The following is a 19,793-nucleotide window of genomic DNA, read 5'->3' as shown; positions in this document are numbered from 1 at the left end:
GCATCGACGGCGGCAACGGCCTCACCACCTCCGCCACCCTCGGCTCCGCCACCACCGGACACACCAAGGGCACCGCCGCCCTCGGCGCCGCACTCGACCTCCGACTCCCCACCACCACCCAACCAGGCACCTACACCACCACCCTCACCCTCACCGCACTCAGCTGACCCACACCCACACCCAGAGCCCGGCACAGCCCCACCCAAGGGCCGTGCCGGGCCTTGACCCGCCGCGGACGGAGGGCGGTTCATGGTTGTCAGCTGTCCGCGGGGCGTTCGATCGACACCTTGGGCAGCCTTCGTGCAAGGGGTGCGGGCAGCCACCAGGCCCACTTGCCGAGCATCTGCATGACGGCCGGGACGATGAGACAGCGGATGACCACCGCGTCCAGCAGGATCGCCACGGCGAGGCCGAGTCCGAACTGCTGCAGCATCCGGTCGGAGCTCAGTACGAACGCGGCGAACACCACGACCATGATGGCCGCGGCTGCCGTGATCACCTTGCCCGTGGACGCCAGCCCTTCGCGCACGGCGTGTGAGTGGTCCTTCGTGCGGGTCCATTCCTCGTGGATGCGTGAGACGAGGAAGACCTCGTAGTCCATGGACAGCCCGAACACGATCGCGAAGATCAGGGCGGGAATGAACGCCTCGATCGGGCCCGGCTGCGCCCCGAACCAGCCGTGCTGGAAGACCACGGTGACCACGCCGAGCGCGGCGGAGATCGACAGCAGATTCAGGACGGCTGCCTTGACGGGGATCCACACCGACCGGAAGACCAGCAACAGCAGCAGCGAGGAGACACCGACGACGACGGCGACGAACAACGGCAGCCGCTGCGCCAGGGTTTCGGAGACGTCCTGGGAAGCGGCGGTGGCGCCACCGACCAAGACCTCTGCGCCGGTGTCATGCTCCAGACCGGGGGCGACGTCGTCGCGCAGATGATGCACGAGGTCGGTGGTGCCCTCGTCCTGAGGAGCCGTCGTGGGGTAGACGAACACGGTGGACAGGGCGCCGTCCTCGGACGGCATGGCGGGGCTGGCCTCGGCGACACCGTCGGCCCCGGCCAGCTCTTTCTGGACGGTCCGGCCGGCGTCCTCGGCGCCCTTGACCAGGACGATCAGCGGGCCGTTGAAGCCGGGGCCGAAGCCCTCGGCGAGCAGGTCGTATGCCTGCCTGGACGTGGTGGCCTCGGGGTCGTTGCCGGAGTCGGCGAAGCCGAGGCGCATGCTCAGTGCCGGCGCGGACAGGGCCAGCAGGGCGATGACGCCGACCAGCAGGGTCGGAAGCGGACGGCGTTGCACGGCCTGGGCCATGGCCCGCCAGCGGCTGCCTTCGGCCCTGCCCTTGGCCGTGGTCCTGGCCGTCTGCTTGAGCACGTGGCGCTGGATGCGGGCGCCGAAGAGTGCCAGCAGCGCGGGCAGCAGTACCAGGGAGGCGGCCATGGTGACCAGTACGGTCACCGCCACGGCGAGGGCCACCCCCTGCAGGGAGCCGAGGCCGAGTGCGACCAGGCCAAGCAGGGCGATGATCACGGTGCAGCCGGCGAAGAAGACGGTACGGCCGGCGGAGTCCAGCGCCTTGCGGGCGGCTTCGGCCGGCCGGCCGCCGTCGGTGAGTTCGTGCCGGTAGCGGTAGAAGATCAGCAGGGCGTAGTCGACGCCGACACCGAGTCCGACAAGCATCAGGATGGGCGGAGTGAAGTCGGCGACGGTGAAGATGTGCGAGGCGAGCGCGATCAGTCCGATGGCTCCGCCGACTGCGAAGAGTGCGGTGATCAGCGGCAGGGACGCGGCCAGCACGGAGCCGAAGAGCAGTACCAGGATGACCAGGGCGGCGACGATGCCCGCGAGTTCGGCGGTCGGGGCTTCCTTGTCCTCGGCGTTGCGCGCGGCTTCACCGCCGACCTCGACCTGGAGCCCGTCGGTCTCGATGCCCTTCGCGGTGTCGATGATCTTTGCGACGTCCTCCCTGGGGACATCCTCGGTCTTGCCGTCCAGGGTCACGGAGGCGTAGCCGATCGTGCCGTCTTTGGACACGGCGGAGGTGTCGGCGTACGGGCTGCGCACATCGGCGACGCCCGCCATCCCCTTCACCTCGGCCAGCATCGGCTCGACGGTGGCCTTGTGGACCGCGACACCCTGAGTGTCCTTGAAGACGATCTCGACGCTGTCACCGGCCTGTTCGGAACCGTGCTTCTTGAACAGATCGGTGGCCGCCTGGGAGTCGGTGCCCGGCAGGGAGAAGTCGTTCTTGTAGGCGGAGCCTGCCGCGGTCGAGCCCAGCGTGATGGCGGCCAGGACGGCCACCCAGAGCACGAGAGCGGCCCAGCGATGGCGCTGTGCCCAGCCGGCGAGAGCACCGAACCGGCCGACGCGCGCCTGGTCGGGCCGGTCCGGCGGGGGCAGGGCAAGAGACGCGGCTGAGCCGCGGGGGGAAGACATGATGCCTACCTCGGATGTGAGCGAGTGTTACCTGGTGTCAGAGCCACGCCCACCACGGCACCGCCCAGTGCGGGCACACCGATCGCCAGGGCGGCGAAGATGCCGCTGACCGTCGTGGAGAAGGTTCCGGCAGCGGTGACCAGCAGGATTCCGGCAGCAGCCCCCACGAGCGCGCCGACGACGGCAGCGCTGGTACGTGTGGAAGCGGTGGACGACGTCATGCCCTTGATCCTGCAAGGGCGCGCAGGTCCGGGGCGTCGGCCTGCGGCTGACACTGGACGTACCCCAGCAGGAGCAGGTGCCGGCCGCGATCTACACCAGCGGATGCAGGCAAGGACCGCGCCTGGTCATCCCCAGGGGACAACTTGGCGCGAAGAGCGGACAGACAGACCTGGCCGGACCCACGGCACGGGCAGAATGAAGGCGTGCCGCGCTTCGATGTGACCCGTGTCCGCTTGCCCGGCGGCCCTCGAGCCGACCGTCTGCTCGCCCTGGGCGTGCTGGTGCTGGTGGGGGTGGCCGAGGTGCAGCGGTGGGGCCGCGAGGGTCACGCCGCGTCCCTGGCCGCGTCCTGGCTGCTGGTCATGGCGGTGTGCGCGGCGCTTCCGTTCAGACGCCGGTATCCGGTGGCCGTGGGTTGGTGCACGGTGGTGGGTACCGGCGCCTACCACCTGCTGAGCACCGTCGACGGCCCGCTGGTCCTGGTGCCGATCGTGGCGCTGTACGCGCTCGCGTCCCAGGGGCGCGTCCAGGCGGCGATCGGCATGGCAGCGGCCATGGTCGTCGGTGTCGGTGTCGGGGTCCTGGCAGGCACCGGCGATGTCAATGGCACGGCGGTGTTCATGCTCACCGGCTGGCTGGTCGCCGTCCTGGCGCTCGGCGGCGTACGCCACAGCCGGGTCGCCTTCGCCGAGGAAGCGGCCCGGCTGCGGGCCACGCAGGAGCGGCTGCGTATCGCCCGCGAACTGCATGACGTGATCGGCCACAGCATGTCGATGATCAACGTGCAGGCGGCGGCTGCCCTGCACCGGCTGAAGAAGGACCCGGGCCAGGCCGAGGAAGCACTGGCCGCGATCAAGGCGGGCAGTCGCGAGGGCCTGCGGGAACTGCGGGCCACCCTCGGCGTGCTGCGTCAGGTCGACGAAGAGGCACCCACCGCGCCCACGCCGGGGCTGGCCCGGATCGACGAACTGGTGGCCTCGGCCGGCCTGGCAGGACTGGTGGTGCGGATCGAGAAGAGCGGAACGGAACGCCCGCTGCCCGCCGCGGTCGACCTGGCCGCCTACCGGATCGTGCAGGAGTCACTGACCAACGCCGCCAGGCACAGCGGCGCCGGCCACGTCACCGTCCGGCTCTCCTACGACGACAAGCAGCTGACGCTCGCCGTCGAGGACGACGGCCGCGGCCCGTCCTCAGGACCGGCCGGGGTGGTCGGCAGCGGCATCGCCGGCATGACGGAGCGGGCGCGGGCACTGGGCGGAGAGCTGGCCACGCAACAGCGGCCCGGCGGGTTCACCGTGCGGGCCCGGCTACCGTTCGAAGACATGGAAGAGACCATGAAGCGGAGTGGCTGATGATCAGGATCCTGCTGGCGGATGACCAGCGGCTCGTCCGGGCCGGTATCCGCTCCATTCTCGAGGACGAGGACGACCTCGAAGTCGTTGGCGAGGCCGCCGACGGGCAGGCCGCGATCTCCGCCTGCCGCGCGCTGCAACCGGACGTGGTCCTCATGGACATCCGCATGCCGGGTACGGACGGCCTGGAGGCCGCCCGTGTCATCGCTGCGGACGAACGGCTGGCGACGGTGAAGGTGGTCATGCTGACCACCTTCGACCTGGACGACTATGTGTACGGAGCACTGCGCGCCGGAGCGACAGGCTTCCTGGTCAAGGACACCGAACCGGCGGAACTCCTGCACGCCGTGCGGGTGGCCGTCCGGGGAGACGCACTCATCAGCCCCTCGGTCACCCGGCGGCTCATCGCGGAATTCGCGAGCATGCAGAAGACCAGAGCGAAGGCGGACGCCCGGCTCGACGCCCTGACCGGCCGCGAACGCGAGGTGATGCGGCTGGTCGCCGCCGGATGCACCAACGACGAGATCGCGGCGCGCCTCGTGCTGTCCCCACTGACGGCGAAGACCCATGTCAGCCGCATCATGGCAAAACTCGGGGCACGGGACAGGTCACAAGTCGTGGTCCTCGCGTACGAGTACGGAATGGTCAGCCCCGGCTGGCTCACCGAATAGCCGCCCGCACACTTTCCTCCACGACGAGGATGAGCCCTGCATGCTGAGCATCTATTTCACATTCGAGTGGGAATCCGAAGACACCTGAGCGTGGACCAGGCCGAGCATCCTGGACTGCTCGCTCAGCGCCTTGGCCCGGCCGCTGGTCTCGTGGCCGCCGCTGTACCAGTCGACGACCACCTTCCCGCCGGCCGCGCGCAGCGCCTCGACGTAGCGGCGCACCTGATGGGGCGCGGTACGGGTGTCGTGTGTGCCCTGGTTGATCCACACCGGCGCCACGACATCGGCCACGTATGTGATGGGGGACGCGCGCACGAAGCGCTCCACGTCGTCCTCCGGCCGCGCGCCGAAGAACGACGCACAGGCCGCGCGCAGCGCCGGGTTCATGTCCTCGTACCCCGCAAGCCAGTCCGCCATCGGCACGTGCGCCAGCGCTCCGGCGAACAGCCCGGGCAGCCGTCCCACGGCCAGCAGTGACAGGAAGCCGCCGTACGAGGCACCCGTGACGAAGACCTTGCCGGGATCGGCGACGCCCTCGGCGACCAGCCACCGGACCGCCGCCTCGATGTCCTCGAGCTCCCGGTCGCCGATCGCCGGCATGAATCCCTCGCGGAAGCGCCGCCCGAAGGTGACCGAACCGCGGTAGTTCAGCGAGGCGTACGCCACGCCGTTGTCCAGCCAGGCCTGGGCCGAGGGGTCGTAGCTGTCGACCGTCACCAGGTTGGGGCCGCCGTGCAGCTGCAGGACGAGAGGGACGGGTCCCGCGGCATCGCGCGGCCTGGCCCACCACAGCTGCAGGGACGTACCGTCGGCCGAGCGGATCGTGCTCGACCTGCACCGGACGCCGTCCAGGTCCTGCTGCGGGAAGAGCTCAGGGCCGGGAAGGTTCTCCGGGGCGCCGGTGTGCAGGACGCGAAGGGGGGAGTCGAAACGCTGGTGCAGCAGGCGCACGGTGTCTCCGGGACCGTAGTGCGAGGCCCACTGGTGGCAGTGGGTGTCCGCCACGTCCGGCTCGAAGTACGCACCCGGCGGATGGTCGAGCAGCCGGAGTTCGCCCGACTCCAGGTCGGCCTCCATGACCCGGTGGATGCCGCCGTCCACGTGCACGGCCAGGACGCGGGTGGCGTCCTCGGACCAGTCGAGCGGGACCAGGTCGCCCCGCACATGCGGTGCGTCGAAGTCGATGCGGGTGCCGCGCGTGGGATGCCAGACGCAGGGACGGGCGAACCCGGTGCGTTCGGTGGCGACCAGTATCCGGTCGTCGCCCGCGACGGGCGAGAACCGCACGCCGCGCACGGGCGCCTCGGGCCCGTCGCTCAGGCAGCCGAGCGCCGCGCCCGTGGCGGTGTCGACGACGGTGACCGCGAACCTGCGGACCCCTGGATTGTGGTCGGTGGTGTCGACGCAGGCGAGGCCGGCGTCGGCCGAGATCAGGCCGTTCCACGCCTCGTTCGTCGACCGCAGCAACAGCTCGGGAGCGGCGGAGCCGTCCGTGCTGAGCAGCCACAGACTGAAACCGTCCTCGGCAGCACAGGTGATCACGGCCCGGTCGGCCCGTGCCGCCACATCCATCCCGCGCAGGGTGTAGGGCGGCAGGTCCGGCGTCAGATCACGGCTGGCGCCGCCGTCGAGGCGCGTCGCGTGCACATGGCCGACCTCGGACCCGTTGTCGTCGTGCAGGCTGAGCACCTGCCCGCCGTCGGAGGTGAGCACCGCCTGCGCGAGGTCGCCCGAGGTCAGTTCGCTCAGCGGCCGGACCGTGCCGCGTTCGGCGTCCCACAGGGTCAGCCGGGGACCCTCGTCGCTCTCCACGACGATCAGCGACCTGTCGCCCGGTCCGCGTCCGCGCCGTACCGCGCGGGGCCGTTCGGCGGTGAAGAACCGCTGCCAGTTCCTGGTCATGGTGCGGTGACCTCCTTGGGTTCGCCCGGTATCGCCGGGGGCGGGGCATCGGGAAAGTGGCAGGCGGCGAGATGTCCTTCGCCCTGCTCGGCGAGGGCGGGGGCGGTCTCGGCGCACAGGTCCCGCGCCTTCCAGCACCGGGTGCGGAAACGGCAGCCGGACGGCGGGGCCAGCGGGCTGGGCAGATCGCCGTCCAGGACGATCCGCCGGCGCGCCCGCTGGACGCGCGGATCGGGGATGGGCACGGCCGACAGCAGGGCCTGGGTGTAGGGATGGCGCGGCTGGGTGAACAGCGTGTCCACGGGCCCCTGTTCGACGATCTGCCCGAGGTACATGACCGCGACCTCGTCGCTGATCTGCCGTACCACCGACAGATCGTGCGCGACGAACAGGTAGGTGAGTCCCAGCTCCTGCTGGAGGTCCTCCAGCAGATTGATCACCCCGGCCTGGACACTGACGTCGAGGGCGCTGACCGGTTCGTCGAGGACGAGCACCTCCGGTTCGACCGCGAGCGCGCGGGCGATGCCGATGCGCTGCCGCTGGCCGCCGGAGAACTGGTGCGGATGGCGGTGGGTGTGTCCGGGGTCCAGGCCGACCAGCTCCAGCAGCTCGGTCACCCTCGCGTTCTCCCGGCCCCGGTGCAGGCCGTGGATCTTCAGCGGTTCGAGGAGCGCCGCGTGCACGGTGAGCCGCGGGTTGAGGGAGGCGTACGGGTCCTGGAACACGAACTGGATGCGACGGCGTACGGCCGCCAGCTCCCGTCGGCCGGCCGCCGTCACGTCCGTGTCGAACAGCATGATGCGTCCGGCGGCCGGGTCGGTCAGCCGGACCAGGCAGCGGCCCAGGGTGCTCTTGCCGCAGCCGGTCTCGCCGACCAGGCCCAGGGTGGTGCCGCGCGGGATGACGAGATTCACCCCGGAGACGGCCCGCACGGTCTGCGCGCGCCGGCCGCGCCGGCCGGTGGTGTACTCGGCCACCAGCCCCTCGACGGTCAGTGCCGGTGCTGTCATGGCGTCACGCTCGCGATCTCGGACGCCCGCACACAGGCCACGGTGTGGCCCTCGCCGACCGTGACCGGCCGGGGGTTCTCGGCGCACCGGTCCTCGGCGTGCGGGCAGCGGTTCTGGAAGGGGCAGCCCGGGGGCCGCTCGGCGGGGGAGGGCGGCTGGCCGGCGATCTGCGCGAGGCGCCGGGTGCCGCGGTCGATCCTCGGCAGCGCGGCGAGCAGGCCGCGGGTGTAGGGATGGGCCGGCCGGTAGAAGAGGGGCTCCACGGGGGCCTCCTCCATCGTGCGTCCGCAGTACAGGACGAGGACCCGGTCGGCGAGGCCGGCCACCACACCCAGGTCGTGGGTGATCAGCAGGATGGCGGACTTCGTACGGTCCTGGACGCGCCCCAGGACGTCGAGGACCTGGGCCTGGACGGTCACGTCGAGCGCGGTGGTCGGCTCGTCGGCGATGAGGACGTCCGGTTCGTTGGCGATGCCGGTGGCGATCATGACACGCTGGCGCATGCCGCCCGACAGCTCGTGCGGGTACTGGCCGGCTCGGGTCCGGGGGTCGGGGATGCCGACCAGGTCGAGCAGGTCGACGGCCCGTTCCCGCAGGGCGGCGCGGGAGATGTCCGGGTCGTGCACGCTCACCGCCTCGGCGAGCTGGGCGCCCACGGTCATCATCGGGTTCAGCGCGGCCAGCGCGTCCTGGAAGACCATGGCGATGCGCCGGCCGCGCACGGTCCGCATCTCCCGGTCGGACAGGCCCAGCAGTTCCCGGCCGCGGAACCGCACCGAGCCCGCGGCCACGGCGTTGCGCGGCAGCAGTCCCATCACCGCCAGGGAGGCGGCGCTCTTCCCGGAGCCCGACTCGCCGACGATGCTCAGGGTTTCCCCGGCCCTCAGGTCGAACGAGAGCCCGTCGAGGGCGGCCACGGGCCCGGCGTCGGTGCGATAGGTGACGCACAGGTCGCGGACCGACAGCAGTGGAGCCGTCGCCTCGCCGGTCACTTCGGTGAAGGTCTTCATCACTGCCTGCCTTGGGGGTCGAGCGCGTCGCGCAGCCCGTCGCCGAGGAAGTTCACGGCGAGCACGGTGATGAGGATCGCCAGGCCGGGGACGTAGAGGAGGTAGGACTGCGAGGTGCCGATCAGTCCGGCCGCCTGGGTGAGCAGGTTGCCCCAGCTCGACCGGGGCGGCTGGACGCCGTAGCCGAGGAAGCTGACGGTGGATTCGAGGATGATCGCCATGGCCACCGACAGGGATACGTTGACCACGATCAGGCCCGTCAGATTGGGCAGCAGATGCCGTACGACGATCCTGGGGCCGGAGGCGCCGATGACCCGGGCCGCCTCCACGAACTCCTGGTGGCGCAGCTGGATCACCCGGGCCCGTACGACACGGGCGATGAGCGTCCAGCCCAGACTGCTGAGCACCACGACGATGGTCGCGGGCGAGGGACCGAGGCCCTGCAGGGACACCGCCAGCACGGCGACCGGGGGCACGATCAGGAAGAGGTCGGCCACGCGCATGATCACCTCGTCGGCCCAGCCGCCGGCATACCCGGCCACCGCGCCGGCCGCCGTCCCCACCAGGGTGGCCAGCAGGGCGACGCCCAGTCCGATCGCCAGCGAGAGCTGCCCGGCGTAGAGCATCTCGCTGAGGTAGTCGCGGCCGAGGGAGTCCGTGCCCAGCCAGTGGCCGCCGGACGGCGGCTGGGAGGCCTCCAGGAGGTTCTGCGCGTTGCGCGGGCTGGGCGCGATCCAGGTGGCGCCGAAACAGCAGACCGCCAGCAGGACCAGCACGATCAGCGAGGCCACCGCGAGCCGGTGGTGCAGGAAGCGGGACAGGACGACGCGGGAGGTCCGCGGGTCGCCGGGCGCGGCGGGCGGCGGCGGAGGGAGGGCGGTGGGCTGGGTCATCGCAGGGCCACCCGGGGATCGAGGAGGGCGTAGGACAGGTCGGCCAGCAGGTTGAAGAGGATGACGGCGACGGCCACGACGAACATCCAGGGCAGCAGCACGAAGACGTCGCCGGTCTCCAGGGAGGCGAGGAACAGCTTGCCCATGCCGGGGATCGAGTAGATCTGCTCGGTCACCACGAGCCCGCCGACCAGCGCGGCGGCATCCATCGCGACCACGGTGACGAACGGCGCGAGCGCATTGCGCAGGGCGTGGCGCAGCAGGATGCGCCGGCGGGGGACACCCTTGGCCCGTGCGGTCCGCACATAGTCGCTGGAGAGCGCCTCCAGGAGGGTGGCCCGGCCGAACCGCGACCAGGAGGCGACGAGGCCGACGGTGAGTGTGGCCACCGGCAGCACCAGGTGGCGCAGATAGTCCAGATCGAGTCCGCTGTGCCCTACGGAGTGCAGTCCCACGAAGTACAGCGGCGGATCCGCCAGCCCGAACTGCTGCTTGGGCCATACGGCGAGCACCTGGATGAGGACCAGGCCGAACCAGAACGCCGGCATGGCGACGCCCAGATAGGACAGGCCGGTCAGGACATGGTCGCCGGCGGAGTACTGGCGCGCCGCCGAGTACAGCCCGATCGCCAGTGCCAGCACGACGGCGAGGGCCACGCCCCACAGGATCAGCTGCACCGTGGTCCCGAGGGCGTCGCCGACCATGGGCAGCACGGCCCCGCCGGTCCGGGTGCTGGTGCCCCAGTCGCCCTGCACGAAGCCTTTGACCCACAGCAGGTACTGCTCGGGCAGGCTGCGGTCGAGCCCGAGGCGGACCGTCTCACGGCGCAGGGCCGCGGGATCGACCGACTGACGCAGTTTCGCCAGCGGGTCGAAGGTCGCCCGCACCGCCCAGAAGAGGATGAACGAGGCGACGCAGACCACGGGCACGGAGGCGAGCAGGCGGCGCAGGACGTATCTCAGCATGGCAGGCCCCTGCGCGGTGCGCGGACCGGTGTCATTTCGCCAGGCCCCAGTCCTCGAGGTTCCACCAGGGGCCTTCCACCGGGTTGATGGAGAGCGGTCCGCCGACACGCTTGCCGGTGACGAGGATGTTCGGGACGGCGGCCAGCGGGAGCGAGGGTACGTCGTCGGCTATGAGCTTCTCCGCCCTGCGCGACTGAGTGATCCGGGCGGTGTCGTCCAGCTCGGTGTCGACCCGCTCCAGGACCGGGTCCAGGCCCGCGACGCGGATGCGCATGAAGTTGATGCCCGACTGGTTGTTGGCGGCGCCCGGGATGGCCGTGCTGCTGAAGGTGGCGGACAGGGTCGGGTTGGGGAAGGAGTCGGTGATGTTCCACAGACCCAGCTGGAAGTCACCGGCGGGGGCGAGCTTGCCGAAGATGTTCGCAGGCGTGGAGTTCTTGATCGTCACCCGGAACCCGGCCTTGGCGAGCTGGGACTGGAGGATCTGCTCCGTCAGTTCACGGCTCTGGTTGCCGGCGAGGGAGGTGACGGTGAACGCGGCCTCCTTGCCGTTCTTGGCCCAGAACCCGCTCGCGTTCTTGGCCCAGCCGTCCGCCTTCATGAGCTGTTCCGCCTTGGCGGTGTCCGGCTTGTAGCCGGAGAAGTCGGTGGACGCGTAGCGGGAGACCAGCGGCGACTGGAAGCTCTGCGCGGGAGCGGTGACGCCGTACGAGCCGAACAGGCGCTTGACGATGGCCTCGCGGTCGACCGAGTAGGCGAAGGCCTTGCGTACGGCGGCCGAGTCGAAGGGGAACTTCGCGTTGTTGAGCCACAGTGCCTGGAGGTTGCCGGTTTGCGCCTGCACCTGCATGCGGGCCGCGCTGCCCAGCGCCTTGATCTGGTCCACCGTGGTGAGCTGCGGGGTGGGGTAGAGGGCGTCGAACTGCCCGCTCGCGAAGGCCTGGGTGGCCGCCGAGGTGTCCGAGGCGAACTGGAAGGTGACCTTGTCCAGGTGCGGTTTGGCGCCCCAGTAGCGGTCGTTGGGGACGAGGGTGATGGACACCCCCTTCTTCCAGGACGCGATCTTCCAGGGGCCGCCGCTGAAGGTGTAGCCGTCCTTCATGACGGCGTTGCGGTCCTTGCCCCGGAGGAGGTGGGAGGGCAGCACGCCGTAGCCGGCGCTGAAGAGCTGCTTCCAGTTGCCGTACGGGGACTTGAGTGTGACGACGGCGGTGGTGCTGTCGGGGGTGTCGACCGACGTGATGCGGTCGTAGCCGCTCTTGTCGAAGACGGCCTTGCCGTCGCGGATTTGGAGAGCGGTGTACTTCAGGTCCGCGGAGGTGATCGGCTTCCCGTCGGACCAGACGGCCTTCGGGTTGAGCCGGTATGTGATCTGCTGCTGCTTGCCGACCAGTTTCGTCGTCGGCTCCGACGCCATCAGGTTCGAGGCGACCGGTGTCCAGTTCTCACCCTTGAGCCGGACGTCGAAGACCTGCGGGACGGTCTCGGTCTGCATCAGGTAGGTGCCCCAGACGGAGGCGCCGCAGGTGCCGATCCAGTCGGCGCAGTCGGGCTCCTGCTCGGCTCCGACGACCAGGCTGCCACCCTCCCTGACCGGGAGGTTCGTGCCGGTTTCCGATGGAGGGGAGGCGGCCCCCGAGGTGCATGCGGTGGCGGTCAGCGTCAGGGCCGTGAGGAGTGCGCCGGCCGCCGGGAGTCTGGCCGGGAACCGGCCCTGAACGGTCGCTGCGAGCAGTTGAGGCATGGCTGGAAACCTTCCGTGGCGAAGCCGTTGGCTCATCGTAGGGAGCAGCGCAAGTCTTAGCAATGGAGATAGGCTAGTAACTATGCGTTTGCATTGCCTAGGTGTGTGAATAACGTTTCGTGGCGAGCGATAGGGTCGCGGCGGCGTCCCGGAAGCCGAGGGAAGGGAAGAACATGAGTGGTGCGCGCGCGGGCGACGGCAAGGGCGCTTCGGCGGGCGGGGCCGGCGGCCGGCGGCGGCTGGCACGGGACACGCTGAGCCGGCGGGTGATCCTGGACGCGGCGGAGAAGGTCGCCTCCCGGGACGGTCTGGAGGCATTCACCTTCCAGGCGCTGGCCAAGGAGCTCCACGCCCATCCGACCTCGCTCTACCGGCATTTCCGCGACAAGGACGAGCTGATCCTGGAGCTCATCGACGACCTCCGGGCGCGTTCCTACGGCGGACATCTGCGGGCCACCGACTCCTGGCGCGACGACCTGCGGACCCAGGCCCGACACATCCACGAGCACTATCTGCGCTATCCCGTGTTCGCCTGGCAGATGGCGGCGCGTACGACGCGCCGGCCGACCGAGTTCGCCAATGTGGAGTTCGCCCTCGACTGCCTGCACCGGGCCGGGCTGGACGACGAGGAGGCGGTGATGTACGTACGTGTCCTCGGGAACGTCATCCGCTCGCTGTCCGCCATGGAGGCCGGGCTCCAGGCGCTCGACCCCGAGACCCGCGACCGGGACACCCTGGCCTGGGAACTGGAGTACCGCCGCCTTCCGGCGGAGACCTACCCGCGTATCGCCGCCCTGACGGCGCCGCTGGCCGCGATCGGTGACCCCACGGTCTTCGACCACGCGCTCGACATGCTGCTGGACTCGGTGGAGGCACGGGTGCGGGAGAAGGCGGCGGGCTGACCGGAGCGGTGGGGCCGCGCGAGGTCAGGGCGCGCGGTCGGCGAGGAGGCCGGCGATCAGGGACGTACGGTCCCTGACGGAGGTCAGCTCCACCCACTCGTGGCGGGCGTGCGCGCCCCCGCCGTCCGGGCCGAGGCCGTCCAGCGTGGGCACGCCCAGACTCGCGGTGATGTTGCCGTCCGAGCCGCCGCCGACGCCGGCCTCGGTGACCGGGGTGAGCCCCAGCCGTTCGGCGACCGCTCGGGCGGAGCCCAGCAGGCCGACGGACATCCCCCGTTCCAGCGGACCGCGGTTGACGCCGCCCTGGAAGGCGAGTTCGGCGCCGGGCGCACGCGGGCGCAGCGCCCGCAGCGCCCGTTCCACCCGTGCCAGCTCGGCCTGCTCCCAGGCCCGTACGTCGACATCCACGAACGCCTGCTCCGGAACGGTGTTGGTGGTGGTGCCCGCGCTGCCGACGGTGGGGGTGACGGTGGTTCCTCTGCCGCGGTCGGCGAGATCGCTGATCGTCAGCACCTGGTGGGCCAGTTCGACCAGCGCGTTCACGCCCTTGTGCGGTTCGAGCCCGGCGTGCGCGGCCCGGCCGCTGACGCCGAGCCGGTACAGCGCCACGCCCTTGCGCGCGGTCTTGAGCGCGCCGCCCTCGCTGGGCTCCAGCACCAGGACCGCCCCGCACGCCGCCGCGGCCTCCTCGACCAGAGCGCGGGACGTGAGGGACCCCCGCTCCTCGTCCCCGGACACGACCATGCTCACGTGGGAGACGTCCCCGGCCAGGCCGAGTGCCTCGAAGGCGAGGACGAGTCCCGCCTTCATGTCGAAGACGCCGGGACCGGTCGCCCGTGTTCCCTCCACCCTGAACGGGTTCTCCGCCAGGGTGCCGAGCGGCCACACCGTGTCCGCGTGCCCGAGCAGCAGAACCCGGCTGTCTTTCGGCGCGGCGGGATCCCCGCCGCGCCAGTACAGATGCGGCACCTCGTCGCAGACGACCCGTTCGGGACGGCCCAGGGAGTTCCCCGCCCAGGCTTCGAGCAGGTCGTAGGCGTCGTTCAGCCCTCGGGCCCACCCCGACGGCGTCTCGATACCCACCAGTTGCCCCAGCCGCCGGGTGAAACGCCCGGGGGCCGTGGAGCCGGAGCTGACGGACAAGGGGGCTCCTTCTGGTCGATGACGGCCCGGCCGGCCGCGAGCCGCCGGGATTCCGGGAGCATCACCATGCTCCTAGTCTAGAAGATAGTCAACATGCATTGCTAACTGTCGTGGTGAGGCGGCCTTGCGTCGGCCGCCGCCCGCAGCACGTCAGAGGAGTTCGAGGAGCTTCTCGGTGAACTCCGAGGTGCCGGCGGAGCCGCCGAGGTCCGGGGTCCGCACGGACGTCTCGGCGAGGACGGCGGCGATCGCGTCCGTGATGTCGGTGGCCGCGGCCGGATGGCCGAGATGGTCGAGCATCATGGCGGCGGACCAGATCGCGCCGAGCGGGTTGGCGATGCCGCGTCCGGCGATGTCCGGCGCGGAACCGTGCACCGGCTCGAACATGGAGGGGAATTCCCGCTCGGGGTTGAGGTTGGCGGCGGGGGCGATGCCGATGCTGCCCGCGACGGCGGCGGCGAGGTCGCTGAGGATGTCGCCGAACAAGTTCGACCCGACGACGACGTCGTAGCGCGCGGGATCGAGGACGAACTTCGCGGCCAGTGCGTCGACGTGCTCCTGGTCCCACGGCACAAGGGGATGGAGTTGGGCACGCTCGTTCACGAGCTCGTCCCAGAAGGGCATCGTGTGCACGATGCCGTTGGACTTGGTGGCCGAGGTCAGACGGCCACCACGCCGAGCGGCCAGGCCGAAGGCGTAGTCGAGCACTCGGTTGACCCCGGCGCGGGTGAACACGGCCTCCTGGACGGCCATTTCATCGGGGAATCCGCGGTTCATACGGCCGCCGATCTCGCTGTACTCGCCTTCCACGTTCTCTCGCACCACCACGAAGTCGACCTCGCCGGGCTCGGCGGTGCGCAGAGGGCTTGCCACTCCCTCGAAGACGCGGATCGGCCGCAGGTTGACGTACTGGCGGAAGCCGCGGCGGATGGGGATCAGCAGACCCCACAGGGAGACGTGGTCCGGCACGCCGGGGTATCCGACGGCGCCCAGGAGGATCGCGTCATGGTTGCGGAGCTGATCCAGACCGTCGTCGGGCATCATCGCGCCCTCGCGCAGATAGCGCGCACAGGACCAGTCGAACTCGTCGTAGGAGAAGGCGAGGCCGTGCCGGGCGGCGACGGCGTCCAGGACACGGCGGGCGGCGGGCAGCACCTCGGTGCCGATCCCGTCACCGGGGATGAGGGCGATGCGGTGGTTCGTCATGTCTGGATTGCAGCAAGCGGCACGTCGGCACGTCCAAGACGGGCTGTCCATGTCGCTTATAGGACACGCCTATCCATCGTGCCGTCGGCACCCTCTGCCGCACAGGTCAGGAACGCCTGCGCAGCCGGGGTCAGCGCTGTTTTCCTGCTGAGCAGCGCGATGTGCAGGCTGGTCGCCGGCTCGATGTCCAGCACGAGCGCCCCGGCCTGTTCGGCGAAGTCGCGCCACGCGTCGGTCACCACGGCCAGGCCGACGCCGCCGAGCACGAGCGGCAGGATCGCGATGCGATGCTCACTCTCCACGGCGACCGTCCACTCGACTCCCGCCGTACGAAGGTCATCGACGTACTGACGCATGCCGGTCCCCTGCTGACCGACGATCAGACGCTGTCCGGCAAGCTGCTCCTGCCGAACGGGCGACCCGGGCGGAAAGGGCCCGTCGGGCGGGGCGAGCAGAACGAACCTCTGCTCCAGGATCCGATAGGGCCGCACATCGGTCGCCGGGAGCGGCGCGGGGCCGGCCACCAGCCCCAGCTCGGCCTTCCCGGTGCGCACCGTCGCGGTGACATCTCCCGGGGTGAAGGCAGCCTGGATCGCCACGGAAACCTGCGGGTATCGCTCCGTGAAGCGCCTGATCATGCTGGTGAGCGGCTCGATGGACTGGGAGGGCATCGCCGCGATGTCCACCTGCCCACTGCGCAGGCCGTGCACGGATTCCACCGTCGCCCGCGCCATCTCCAGACTGCGGACGGCCGCGCGGGCCGGTTCGATCAGGGCGGTCCCCGCCTCGGTCAGCACGGCCTTGCGGCCGATGCGGTGGAAGAGTTCACTGCCCAGGTCGCGCTCCAGCGTCTGGATCGCCTGCGACAGGGAGGGCTGGGCCAGATAGAGCGCCGAGGCCGCACGGTTGAAGCCGCCGTGGTCGACCACGGCCAGAAAGTACTCGAGCTGCCTGACATCCATCGCCGTCCTCCGCTCAAGGGGTCACATAGGTTGCCCCTATAAGCATGGTCGCCAAACAGTCTTGGACCGGCACTCTGCGGGCTGCTGTGATCGGGGCATGACCGACCTGCTACCCGCTGAGTTCGCCCACCGTCTCGTGGACGCCGAGGGCGTACGCATCAATGTCCGCGTCGGTGGAGACGGCCCGCCGGTGCTGCTGCTGCACGGCTACCCGCAGACGCATCTGATCTGGCACCACGTGGCTCCGCTGCTGGCCGCACGGCACACGGTGGTCCTGACCGATCTGCGCGGCTACGGCGACAGCGACAAGCCGCACTCCGGCCCTGACCACGCCGCCTACGCCAAGCGCTGGATGGCACACGATCAGCTTCTGGTGATGCGGGAACTGGGCTTCGACCGCTTCGCGGTCGTCGGCCACGACCGCGGCGGCCGGGTCGGACACCGCCTCGCCCTGGACCATCCGCACGCCGTCACGGCGCTGGCCGTCCTGGACATCGTGCCCACCCGGCACGCGTTCCGGCACGCCGACAGCGACTTCGGGCTCGGCTACTACCACTGGTACTTCCTCGCCGCCGGCAACAACATCCCCGAACACCTCATCGGCGCCGACCCCGGCTTCTGGGTCCGCACCCGCATGGGCGCCCGCCACCATGGCGGAACCCCCATCAGCCCGATCGCGCAGGACGAATACGTGCGCTGCTTCTCCGACCCGGCAGCCATCCACGCCTCGTGCGAGGACTACCGCGCCGCCGCGAGCATCGACCTCGTCCACGACGACGCGGACGCCGCCGCGGGCCGCCGCGTCACGTGTCCCCTGCTGGCCCTGTGGGGCGAGCACAGCTTCGTCGGCCGCACCTACGACGTCCTCGACGTCTGGCGCGCGTACGGCACGGACGTACAGGGCCGGGCACTGCCCTGCGACCACTACGTGCCCGAAGAAGCCCCCGCCCGGACCGCGACACTGCTGGACGCCTTTCTTCAGGGCCGGCGGTAACCGGGCGCGGGACCGGGTCAGCTCGGTGACGGTCCGTTGCCCGAGGCGGGAAAGCGGTCGGGGGAGAGGAATCCGACGTCGGTGTACGGAGTCTCGCCCAGCGTGCATCCGGCCAGCAGCTCCCCGATGCCGGCGGCGTGCTTGAAGCCGTGGCCCGAGTCCCCGCCGGCGACCACCAGACGCGGGTCGCCGCCGGGCCGTCCGACGACGAACTGGTGGTCCGGGGTCGTGGTGATCATGCAGGGGGCCGCGCCGGCCGGTACCGGATCGACACCGGGGAACGCGTCGGCGACCCACGCGGACAGCTGGGCGATGTCCGTGTCCGGATGGATGCCGCGGTCCACCTCGTCGGGATCGGTGTCCGAGAAGTTGTGCCCCTGATCCTCCATCCCGATCTTGATGCCGAAGCCCTCCCGGCTGTCCGAGCCGTGCCCCCACAGCACCCGGCCGTCCGGGAGCTGCCGGATGAACGCCGGGAACCGTTCCAGAGCGAACCCCTCGTCCCGCGGGTCACGGGCCCGGAACCAGAACAGGGGGACGCGGCGCGGTTGCAGGGGCAGGCCGGGGACCAGCTGTCCGAGCCAGGCCCCTGCGCTGACGACGGCCTGCCGGGCGACCACACGTGTGGTCGGTGTGTGCGCGACGACGCCGTCCGCGGTGAGTTCGAGACGGACCACCCGCGTGTCCGTGTAGACCACGGCCCCGTGCTCGGACGCCGCGCGCACATGGGCGCGCACGGCCCGCTCGGGGAAGCAGATCCCGGCCTCCGGGTCGAGGACCGCCTCGTCGGTGGCGCCCAGACCGGCGTACTGCGGGTAGCGGGCGACGAGTTCGTCGTGCCCCAGGCGGACCACCGGGAGGCCCGCGCCGGCCGCGGCGGCGAGGGTCCCGGTGATCGGCGTGGATCCCGGTGAGCCCACGCTCAGGCATCCGCTCTGCCGCACCAGCTCCTGCCCGTACCGGTCTTCGAGTTCGTGCCACAGGTCGCGGGTCCTGCCCGCGATCGGGGACAACCCGGGATGCTCCTGGCAGGCGACCCGGAACAGCCGGGTGATGCCGTGCGACGAGCCGAACGGGTGCCCCACCCCGAAACGCTCCAGGCCCACCACATCGACCCCCCGCTCGGCCAGGCGCCACAGGGCGGCCGAGCCGAACGCGCCGAGGCCGATCACCACGACATCCGTGCGCACGGGCGCGAAGGACCCGCTCCGGACCGCCGCGGCGCTGTCGCCGGTCACAGCTCGGACGAGGCCGTCCAGGGGTTGACCCCGGCCTCGACAGCGTGCTCGTCGATCTCGGCGAGTTCCTTCTCGGTGAAGGAGAGGTTCGTCAACGCGTCGAGATTGTCGCGGAGTTGCTCCACGCTGACCGCGCCGACCACGGCGGTCGTGACCCGGGTGTCACGCAGCACCCAGGCGAGCGCGAGCTGTGCGAGGGTCTGGCCGCGGCGCTCGGCGATCTGGTTCAGGGCCCGCAGCTTCACCAGGGTGGCGTCGGTCAGCGCCGCAGCGGGCAGCGTGGGACGCGCGCCGCTGCGCCGCACCCCGTCGAAACCATCCAGGTAACGGTCGGTGAGCAGGCCCTGGGCCAGCGGTGTGAACACGGCGGAGCCGATGCCGGCCTCGCCCAGTGTGTCCAGCAGTTCGGTCTCGATCCACCGGTTCAGCAGCGAGTACGAGGGCTGGTGGACCGCCAGCGGTGTGCCGAGACTCCGCGCGACGGCGATCGCCTCCTTGGTGCGCGCGGCCGAGTAGGAGGAGATACCCACATACAGGGCCTTGCCGGCCCGTACGGCGGCGTCGAGCGCCCCGATGGTCTCCTCCAACGGGGTGTCCGGGTCGTAGCGGTGGGAGTAGAAGATGTCGACGTGGTCGACGCCGAGCCGCTCCAGGGACTCGTCGAGGCTGGTGAGCAGGTACTTGGCCGAGCCGAGGCGGCCGTAGGGGCCGGGCCACATCGGCCAGCCTGCCTTGGTGGTGATGACCAGTTCGTTGCGGTAGGGACGCAGGTCCTTGCGCAGTACCCGCCCGAAGTTCTCCTCGGCGGCGCCCGGGGGCGGGCCGTAGTTGTTGGCCAGGTCGAAGTGGGTGACACCGTGGTCGAAGGCGTAGCGGATCAGGTCCCGCTGTGTCTGGAACGCCCGGTCGTCCCCGTACCCGTACCACAGGCCGAGACTGATGGGGGGCAGCAGCAGACCGCTGCGGCCGGCGCGTCGGTACTCGACCTCGGCGGCGCGGCGCGGGTCGGCGCGGAAGACGTCGTGCGGGTCGGGGCGCTCGTCGTTGAAGGTGGCGGTGTTCGACATGGTTCTCCATGAGGGCGTCGGGGTGGTCGGGCACGGAGTTCTCGGCCGCGCCGCGCGCTGCGGCGACGGGGT

17 protein-coding genes are annotated in these 19,793 nt (G+C 70.8%); 4 read left to right on the top strand and 13 right to left on the bottom strand.

Going from position 1 to position 19,793, the window contains the following annotated elements:
• Window positions 1-256: 256 nt before the first annotated feature.
• Together CTZ28_RS28830 and CTZ28_RS28825 are read right to left on the bottom strand one after the other, a co-directional pair.
• Entirely contained in the window at window positions 257-2,440 is a 2,184-nt protein-coding gene (locus tag CTZ28_RS28830; protein ID WP_121892629.1) for an MMPL family transporter, read from the bottom strand.
• Window positions 2,441-2,445: 5 nt separating this feature from the next.
• Window positions 2,446-2,661 carry a hypothetical protein gene (locus CTZ28_RS28825; protein ID WP_121892628.1) on the bottom strand — a complete coding sequence of 72 codons (216 nt, stop codon included), beginning with the start codon at window positions 2,659-2,661 and terminating at the stop codon, window positions 2,446-2,448.
• Between the two features lie 204 nt (window positions 2,662-2,865).
• On the opposite strand from CTZ28_RS28825, the gene CTZ28_RS28820 reads away from it, so the two are divergent.
• Both CTZ28_RS28820 and CTZ28_RS28815 read left to right on the top strand, forming a co-directional pair.
• Window positions 2,866-4,014: a sensor histidine kinase gene (locus tag CTZ28_RS28820; RefSeq protein WP_121892627.1), complete on the top strand. Its 1,149-nt coding sequence runs from the start codon at window positions 2,866-2,868 to the stop codon at window positions 4,012-4,014.
• Window positions 4,014-4,685 carry a response regulator gene (locus CTZ28_RS28815; protein ID WP_121892626.1) on the top strand — a complete coding sequence of 224 codons (672 nt, stop codon included), beginning with the start codon at window positions 4,014-4,016 and terminating at the stop codon, window positions 4,683-4,685. Before CTZ28_RS28820 ends, CTZ28_RS28815 begins: the two co-directional genes overlap by 1 nt.
• A 51-nt stretch (window positions 4,686-4,736) precedes the next feature.
• Here the strand turns inward: CTZ28_RS28815 and CTZ28_RS28810 are convergent, their stop codons facing one another.
• From CTZ28_RS28810 to CTZ28_RS28785, 6 genes are read right to left on the bottom strand one after another with little or no spacing between them, the layout of a single operon-like run.
• Window positions 4,737-6,587 carry a S9 family peptidase gene (locus tag CTZ28_RS28810; RefSeq protein WP_121892625.1) on the bottom strand — a complete coding sequence of 617 codons (1,851 nt, stop codon included), beginning with the start codon at window positions 6,585-6,587 and terminating at the stop codon, window positions 4,737-4,739.
• Window positions 6,584-7,597 (bottom strand): ABC transporter ATP-binding protein, encoded by a 1,014-nt coding sequence (locus CTZ28_RS28805; RefSeq protein ID WP_121892624.1) that lies wholly within the window; start codon window positions 7,595-7,597, stop codon window positions 6,584-6,586. Before CTZ28_RS28805 ends, CTZ28_RS28810 begins: the two co-directional genes overlap by 4 nt.
• Window positions 7,594-8,607, bottom strand: coding sequence for an ABC transporter ATP-binding protein (locus tag CTZ28_RS28800; protein WP_121892623.1), 1,014 nt, complete (start codon window positions 8,605-8,607; stop codon window positions 7,594-7,596). The genes CTZ28_RS28805 and CTZ28_RS28800 overlap by 4 nt, the downstream gene beginning before the upstream one ends.
• Window positions 8,607-9,500 carry an ABC transporter permease gene (locus CTZ28_RS28795; RefSeq protein ID WP_121892622.1) on the bottom strand — a complete coding sequence of 298 codons (894 nt, stop codon included), beginning with the start codon at window positions 9,498-9,500 and terminating at the stop codon, window positions 8,607-8,609. Before CTZ28_RS28795 ends, CTZ28_RS28800 begins: the two co-directional genes overlap by 1 nt.
• A complete protein-coding gene (locus tag CTZ28_RS28790; protein ID WP_121892621.1) occupies window positions 9,497-10,465 on the bottom strand; it encodes an ABC transporter permease in 969 nt (322 codons plus the stop codon). The genes CTZ28_RS28795 and CTZ28_RS28790 overlap by 4 nt, the downstream gene beginning before the upstream one ends.
• 31 nt (window positions 10,466-10,496) lie before the next feature.
• Window positions 10,497-12,209: an ABC transporter substrate-binding protein gene (locus CTZ28_RS28785; protein WP_121892620.1), complete on the bottom strand. Its 1,713-nt coding sequence runs from the start codon at window positions 12,207-12,209 to the stop codon at window positions 10,497-10,499.
• Window positions 12,210-12,382: 173 nt separating this feature from the next.
• Here CTZ28_RS28785 and CTZ28_RS28780 point away from each other — a divergent pair, with 173 nt between their 5' ends.
• Complete coding sequence (locus CTZ28_RS28780; RefSeq protein WP_121892619.1) at window positions 12,383-13,111, top strand: TetR/AcrR family transcriptional regulator; 729 nt, start codon at window positions 12,383-12,385, stop codon at window positions 13,109-13,111.
• A 24-nt stretch (window positions 13,112-13,135) separates the two neighbouring features.
• On the opposite strand, the gene CTZ28_RS28775 is transcribed toward CTZ28_RS28780, so the two are convergent.
• The 3 genes from CTZ28_RS28775 to CTZ28_RS28765 all read right to left on the bottom strand — a co-directional run bounded on the left by CTZ28_RS28775 (window position 13,136) and on the right by CTZ28_RS28765 (window position 16,422).
• Window positions 13,136-14,254: a M20/M25/M40 family metallo-hydrolase gene (locus tag CTZ28_RS28775; protein WP_121892618.1), complete on the bottom strand. Its 1,119-nt coding sequence runs from the start codon at window positions 14,252-14,254 to the stop codon at window positions 13,136-13,138.
• A gap of 150 nt (window positions 14,255-14,404) precedes the next feature.
• On the bottom strand, window positions 14,405-15,460 hold the full coding sequence (locus tag CTZ28_RS28770) for a tartrate dehydrogenase (protein WP_121892617.1): 1,056 nt from the start codon (window positions 15,458-15,460) through the stop codon (window positions 14,405-14,407).
• 56 nt (window positions 15,461-15,516) lie between these two features.
• Window positions 15,517-16,422, bottom strand: coding sequence for a LysR family transcriptional regulator (locus tag CTZ28_RS28765; RefSeq protein WP_121892616.1), 906 nt, complete (start codon window positions 16,420-16,422; stop codon window positions 15,517-15,519).
• A 97-nt stretch (window positions 16,423-16,519) separates the two neighbouring features.
• Here CTZ28_RS28765 and CTZ28_RS28760 point away from each other — a divergent pair, with 97 nt between their 5' ends.
• A complete protein-coding gene (locus tag CTZ28_RS28760; RefSeq protein ID WP_121892615.1) occupies window positions 16,520-17,416 on the top strand; it encodes an alpha/beta fold hydrolase in 897 nt (298 codons plus the stop codon).
• A 17-nt stretch (window positions 17,417-17,433) separates the two neighbouring features.
• On the opposite strand, the gene solA is transcribed toward CTZ28_RS28760, so the two are convergent.
• Window positions 17,434-18,654 (bottom strand): N-methyl-L-tryptophan oxidase, encoded by a 1,221-nt coding sequence (gene solA / locus CTZ28_RS28755; RefSeq protein WP_121892614.1) that lies wholly within the window; start codon window positions 18,652-18,654, stop codon window positions 17,434-17,436.
• Window positions 18,651-19,721 (bottom strand): aldo/keto reductase, encoded by a 1,071-nt coding sequence (locus CTZ28_RS28750; RefSeq protein ID WP_121892613.1) that lies wholly within the window; start codon window positions 19,719-19,721, stop codon window positions 18,651-18,653. The genes solA and CTZ28_RS28750 overlap by 4 nt, the downstream gene beginning before the upstream one ends.
• Window positions 19,722-19,793 lie beyond the last annotated feature (72 nt).

It is taken from the genome of Streptomyces shenzhenensis (genome assembly GCF_003688995.1).
GTDB lineage: Bacteria > Actinomycetota > Actinomycetes > Streptomycetales > Streptomycetaceae > Streptomyces > Streptomyces shenzhenensis_A.
Note: the sequence above shows the minus strand (reverse complement) of the source record. Positions and strands in the feature narration are given on the sequence as shown.

Excerpts from the sequence above, each read along its gene's own strand:
- CTZ28_RS28760 (WP_121892615.1), top strand. The coding sequence starts at position 16,520 with ATGACCGACCTGCTACCCGCTGAGTTCGCCCACCGTCTCGTGGACGCC.
- CTZ28_RS28795 (WP_121892622.1), bottom strand. The coding sequence starts at position 9,500 with ATGACCCAGCCCACCGCCCTCCCTCCGCCGCCGCCCGCCGCGCCCGGC.
- CTZ28_RS28810 (WP_121892625.1), bottom strand. The coding sequence starts at position 6,587 with ATGACCAGGAACTGGCAGCGGTTCTTCACCGCCGAACGGCCCCGCGCG.
- CTZ28_RS28780 (WP_121892619.1), top strand. The coding sequence starts at position 12,383 with ATGAGTGGTGCGCGCGCGGGCGACGGCAAGGGCGCTTCGGCGGGCGGG.
- CTZ28_RS28765 (WP_121892616.1), bottom strand. The coding sequence starts at position 16,422 with ATGGATGTCAGGCAGCTCGAGTACTTTCTGGCCGTGGTCGACCACGGC.
- CTZ28_RS28800 (WP_121892623.1), bottom strand. The coding sequence starts at position 8,607 with ATGAAGACCTTCACCGAAGTGACCGGCGAGGCGACGGCTCCACTGCTG.
- CTZ28_RS28805 (WP_121892624.1), bottom strand. The coding sequence starts at position 7,597 with ATGACAGCACCGGCACTGACCGTCGAGGGGCTGGTGGCCGAGTACACC.
- CTZ28_RS28750 (WP_121892613.1), bottom strand. The coding sequence starts at position 19,721 with ATGTCGAACACCGCCACCTTCAACGACGAGCGCCCCGACCCGCACGAC.
- CTZ28_RS28830 (WP_121892629.1), bottom strand. The coding sequence starts at position 2,440 with ATGTCTTCCCCCCGCGGCTCAGCCGCGTCTCTTGCCCTGCCCCCGCCG.
- CTZ28_RS28790 (WP_121892621.1), bottom strand. The coding sequence starts at position 10,465 with ATGCTGAGATACGTCCTGCGCCGCCTGCTCGCCTCCGTGCCCGTGGTC.
- CTZ28_RS28785 (WP_121892620.1), bottom strand. The coding sequence starts at position 12,209 with ATGCCTCAACTGCTCGCAGCGACCGTTCAGGGCCGGTTCCCGGCCAGA.
- CTZ28_RS28825 (WP_121892628.1), bottom strand. The coding sequence starts at position 2,661 with ATGACGTCGTCCACCGCTTCCACACGTACCAGCGCTGCCGTCGTCGGC.
- CTZ28_RS28815 (WP_121892626.1), top strand. The coding sequence starts at position 4,014 with ATGATCAGGATCCTGCTGGCGGATGACCAGCGGCTCGTCCGGGCCGGT.
- CTZ28_RS28770 (WP_121892617.1), bottom strand. The coding sequence starts at position 15,460 with ATGACGAACCACCGCATCGCCCTCATCCCCGGTGACGGGATCGGCACC.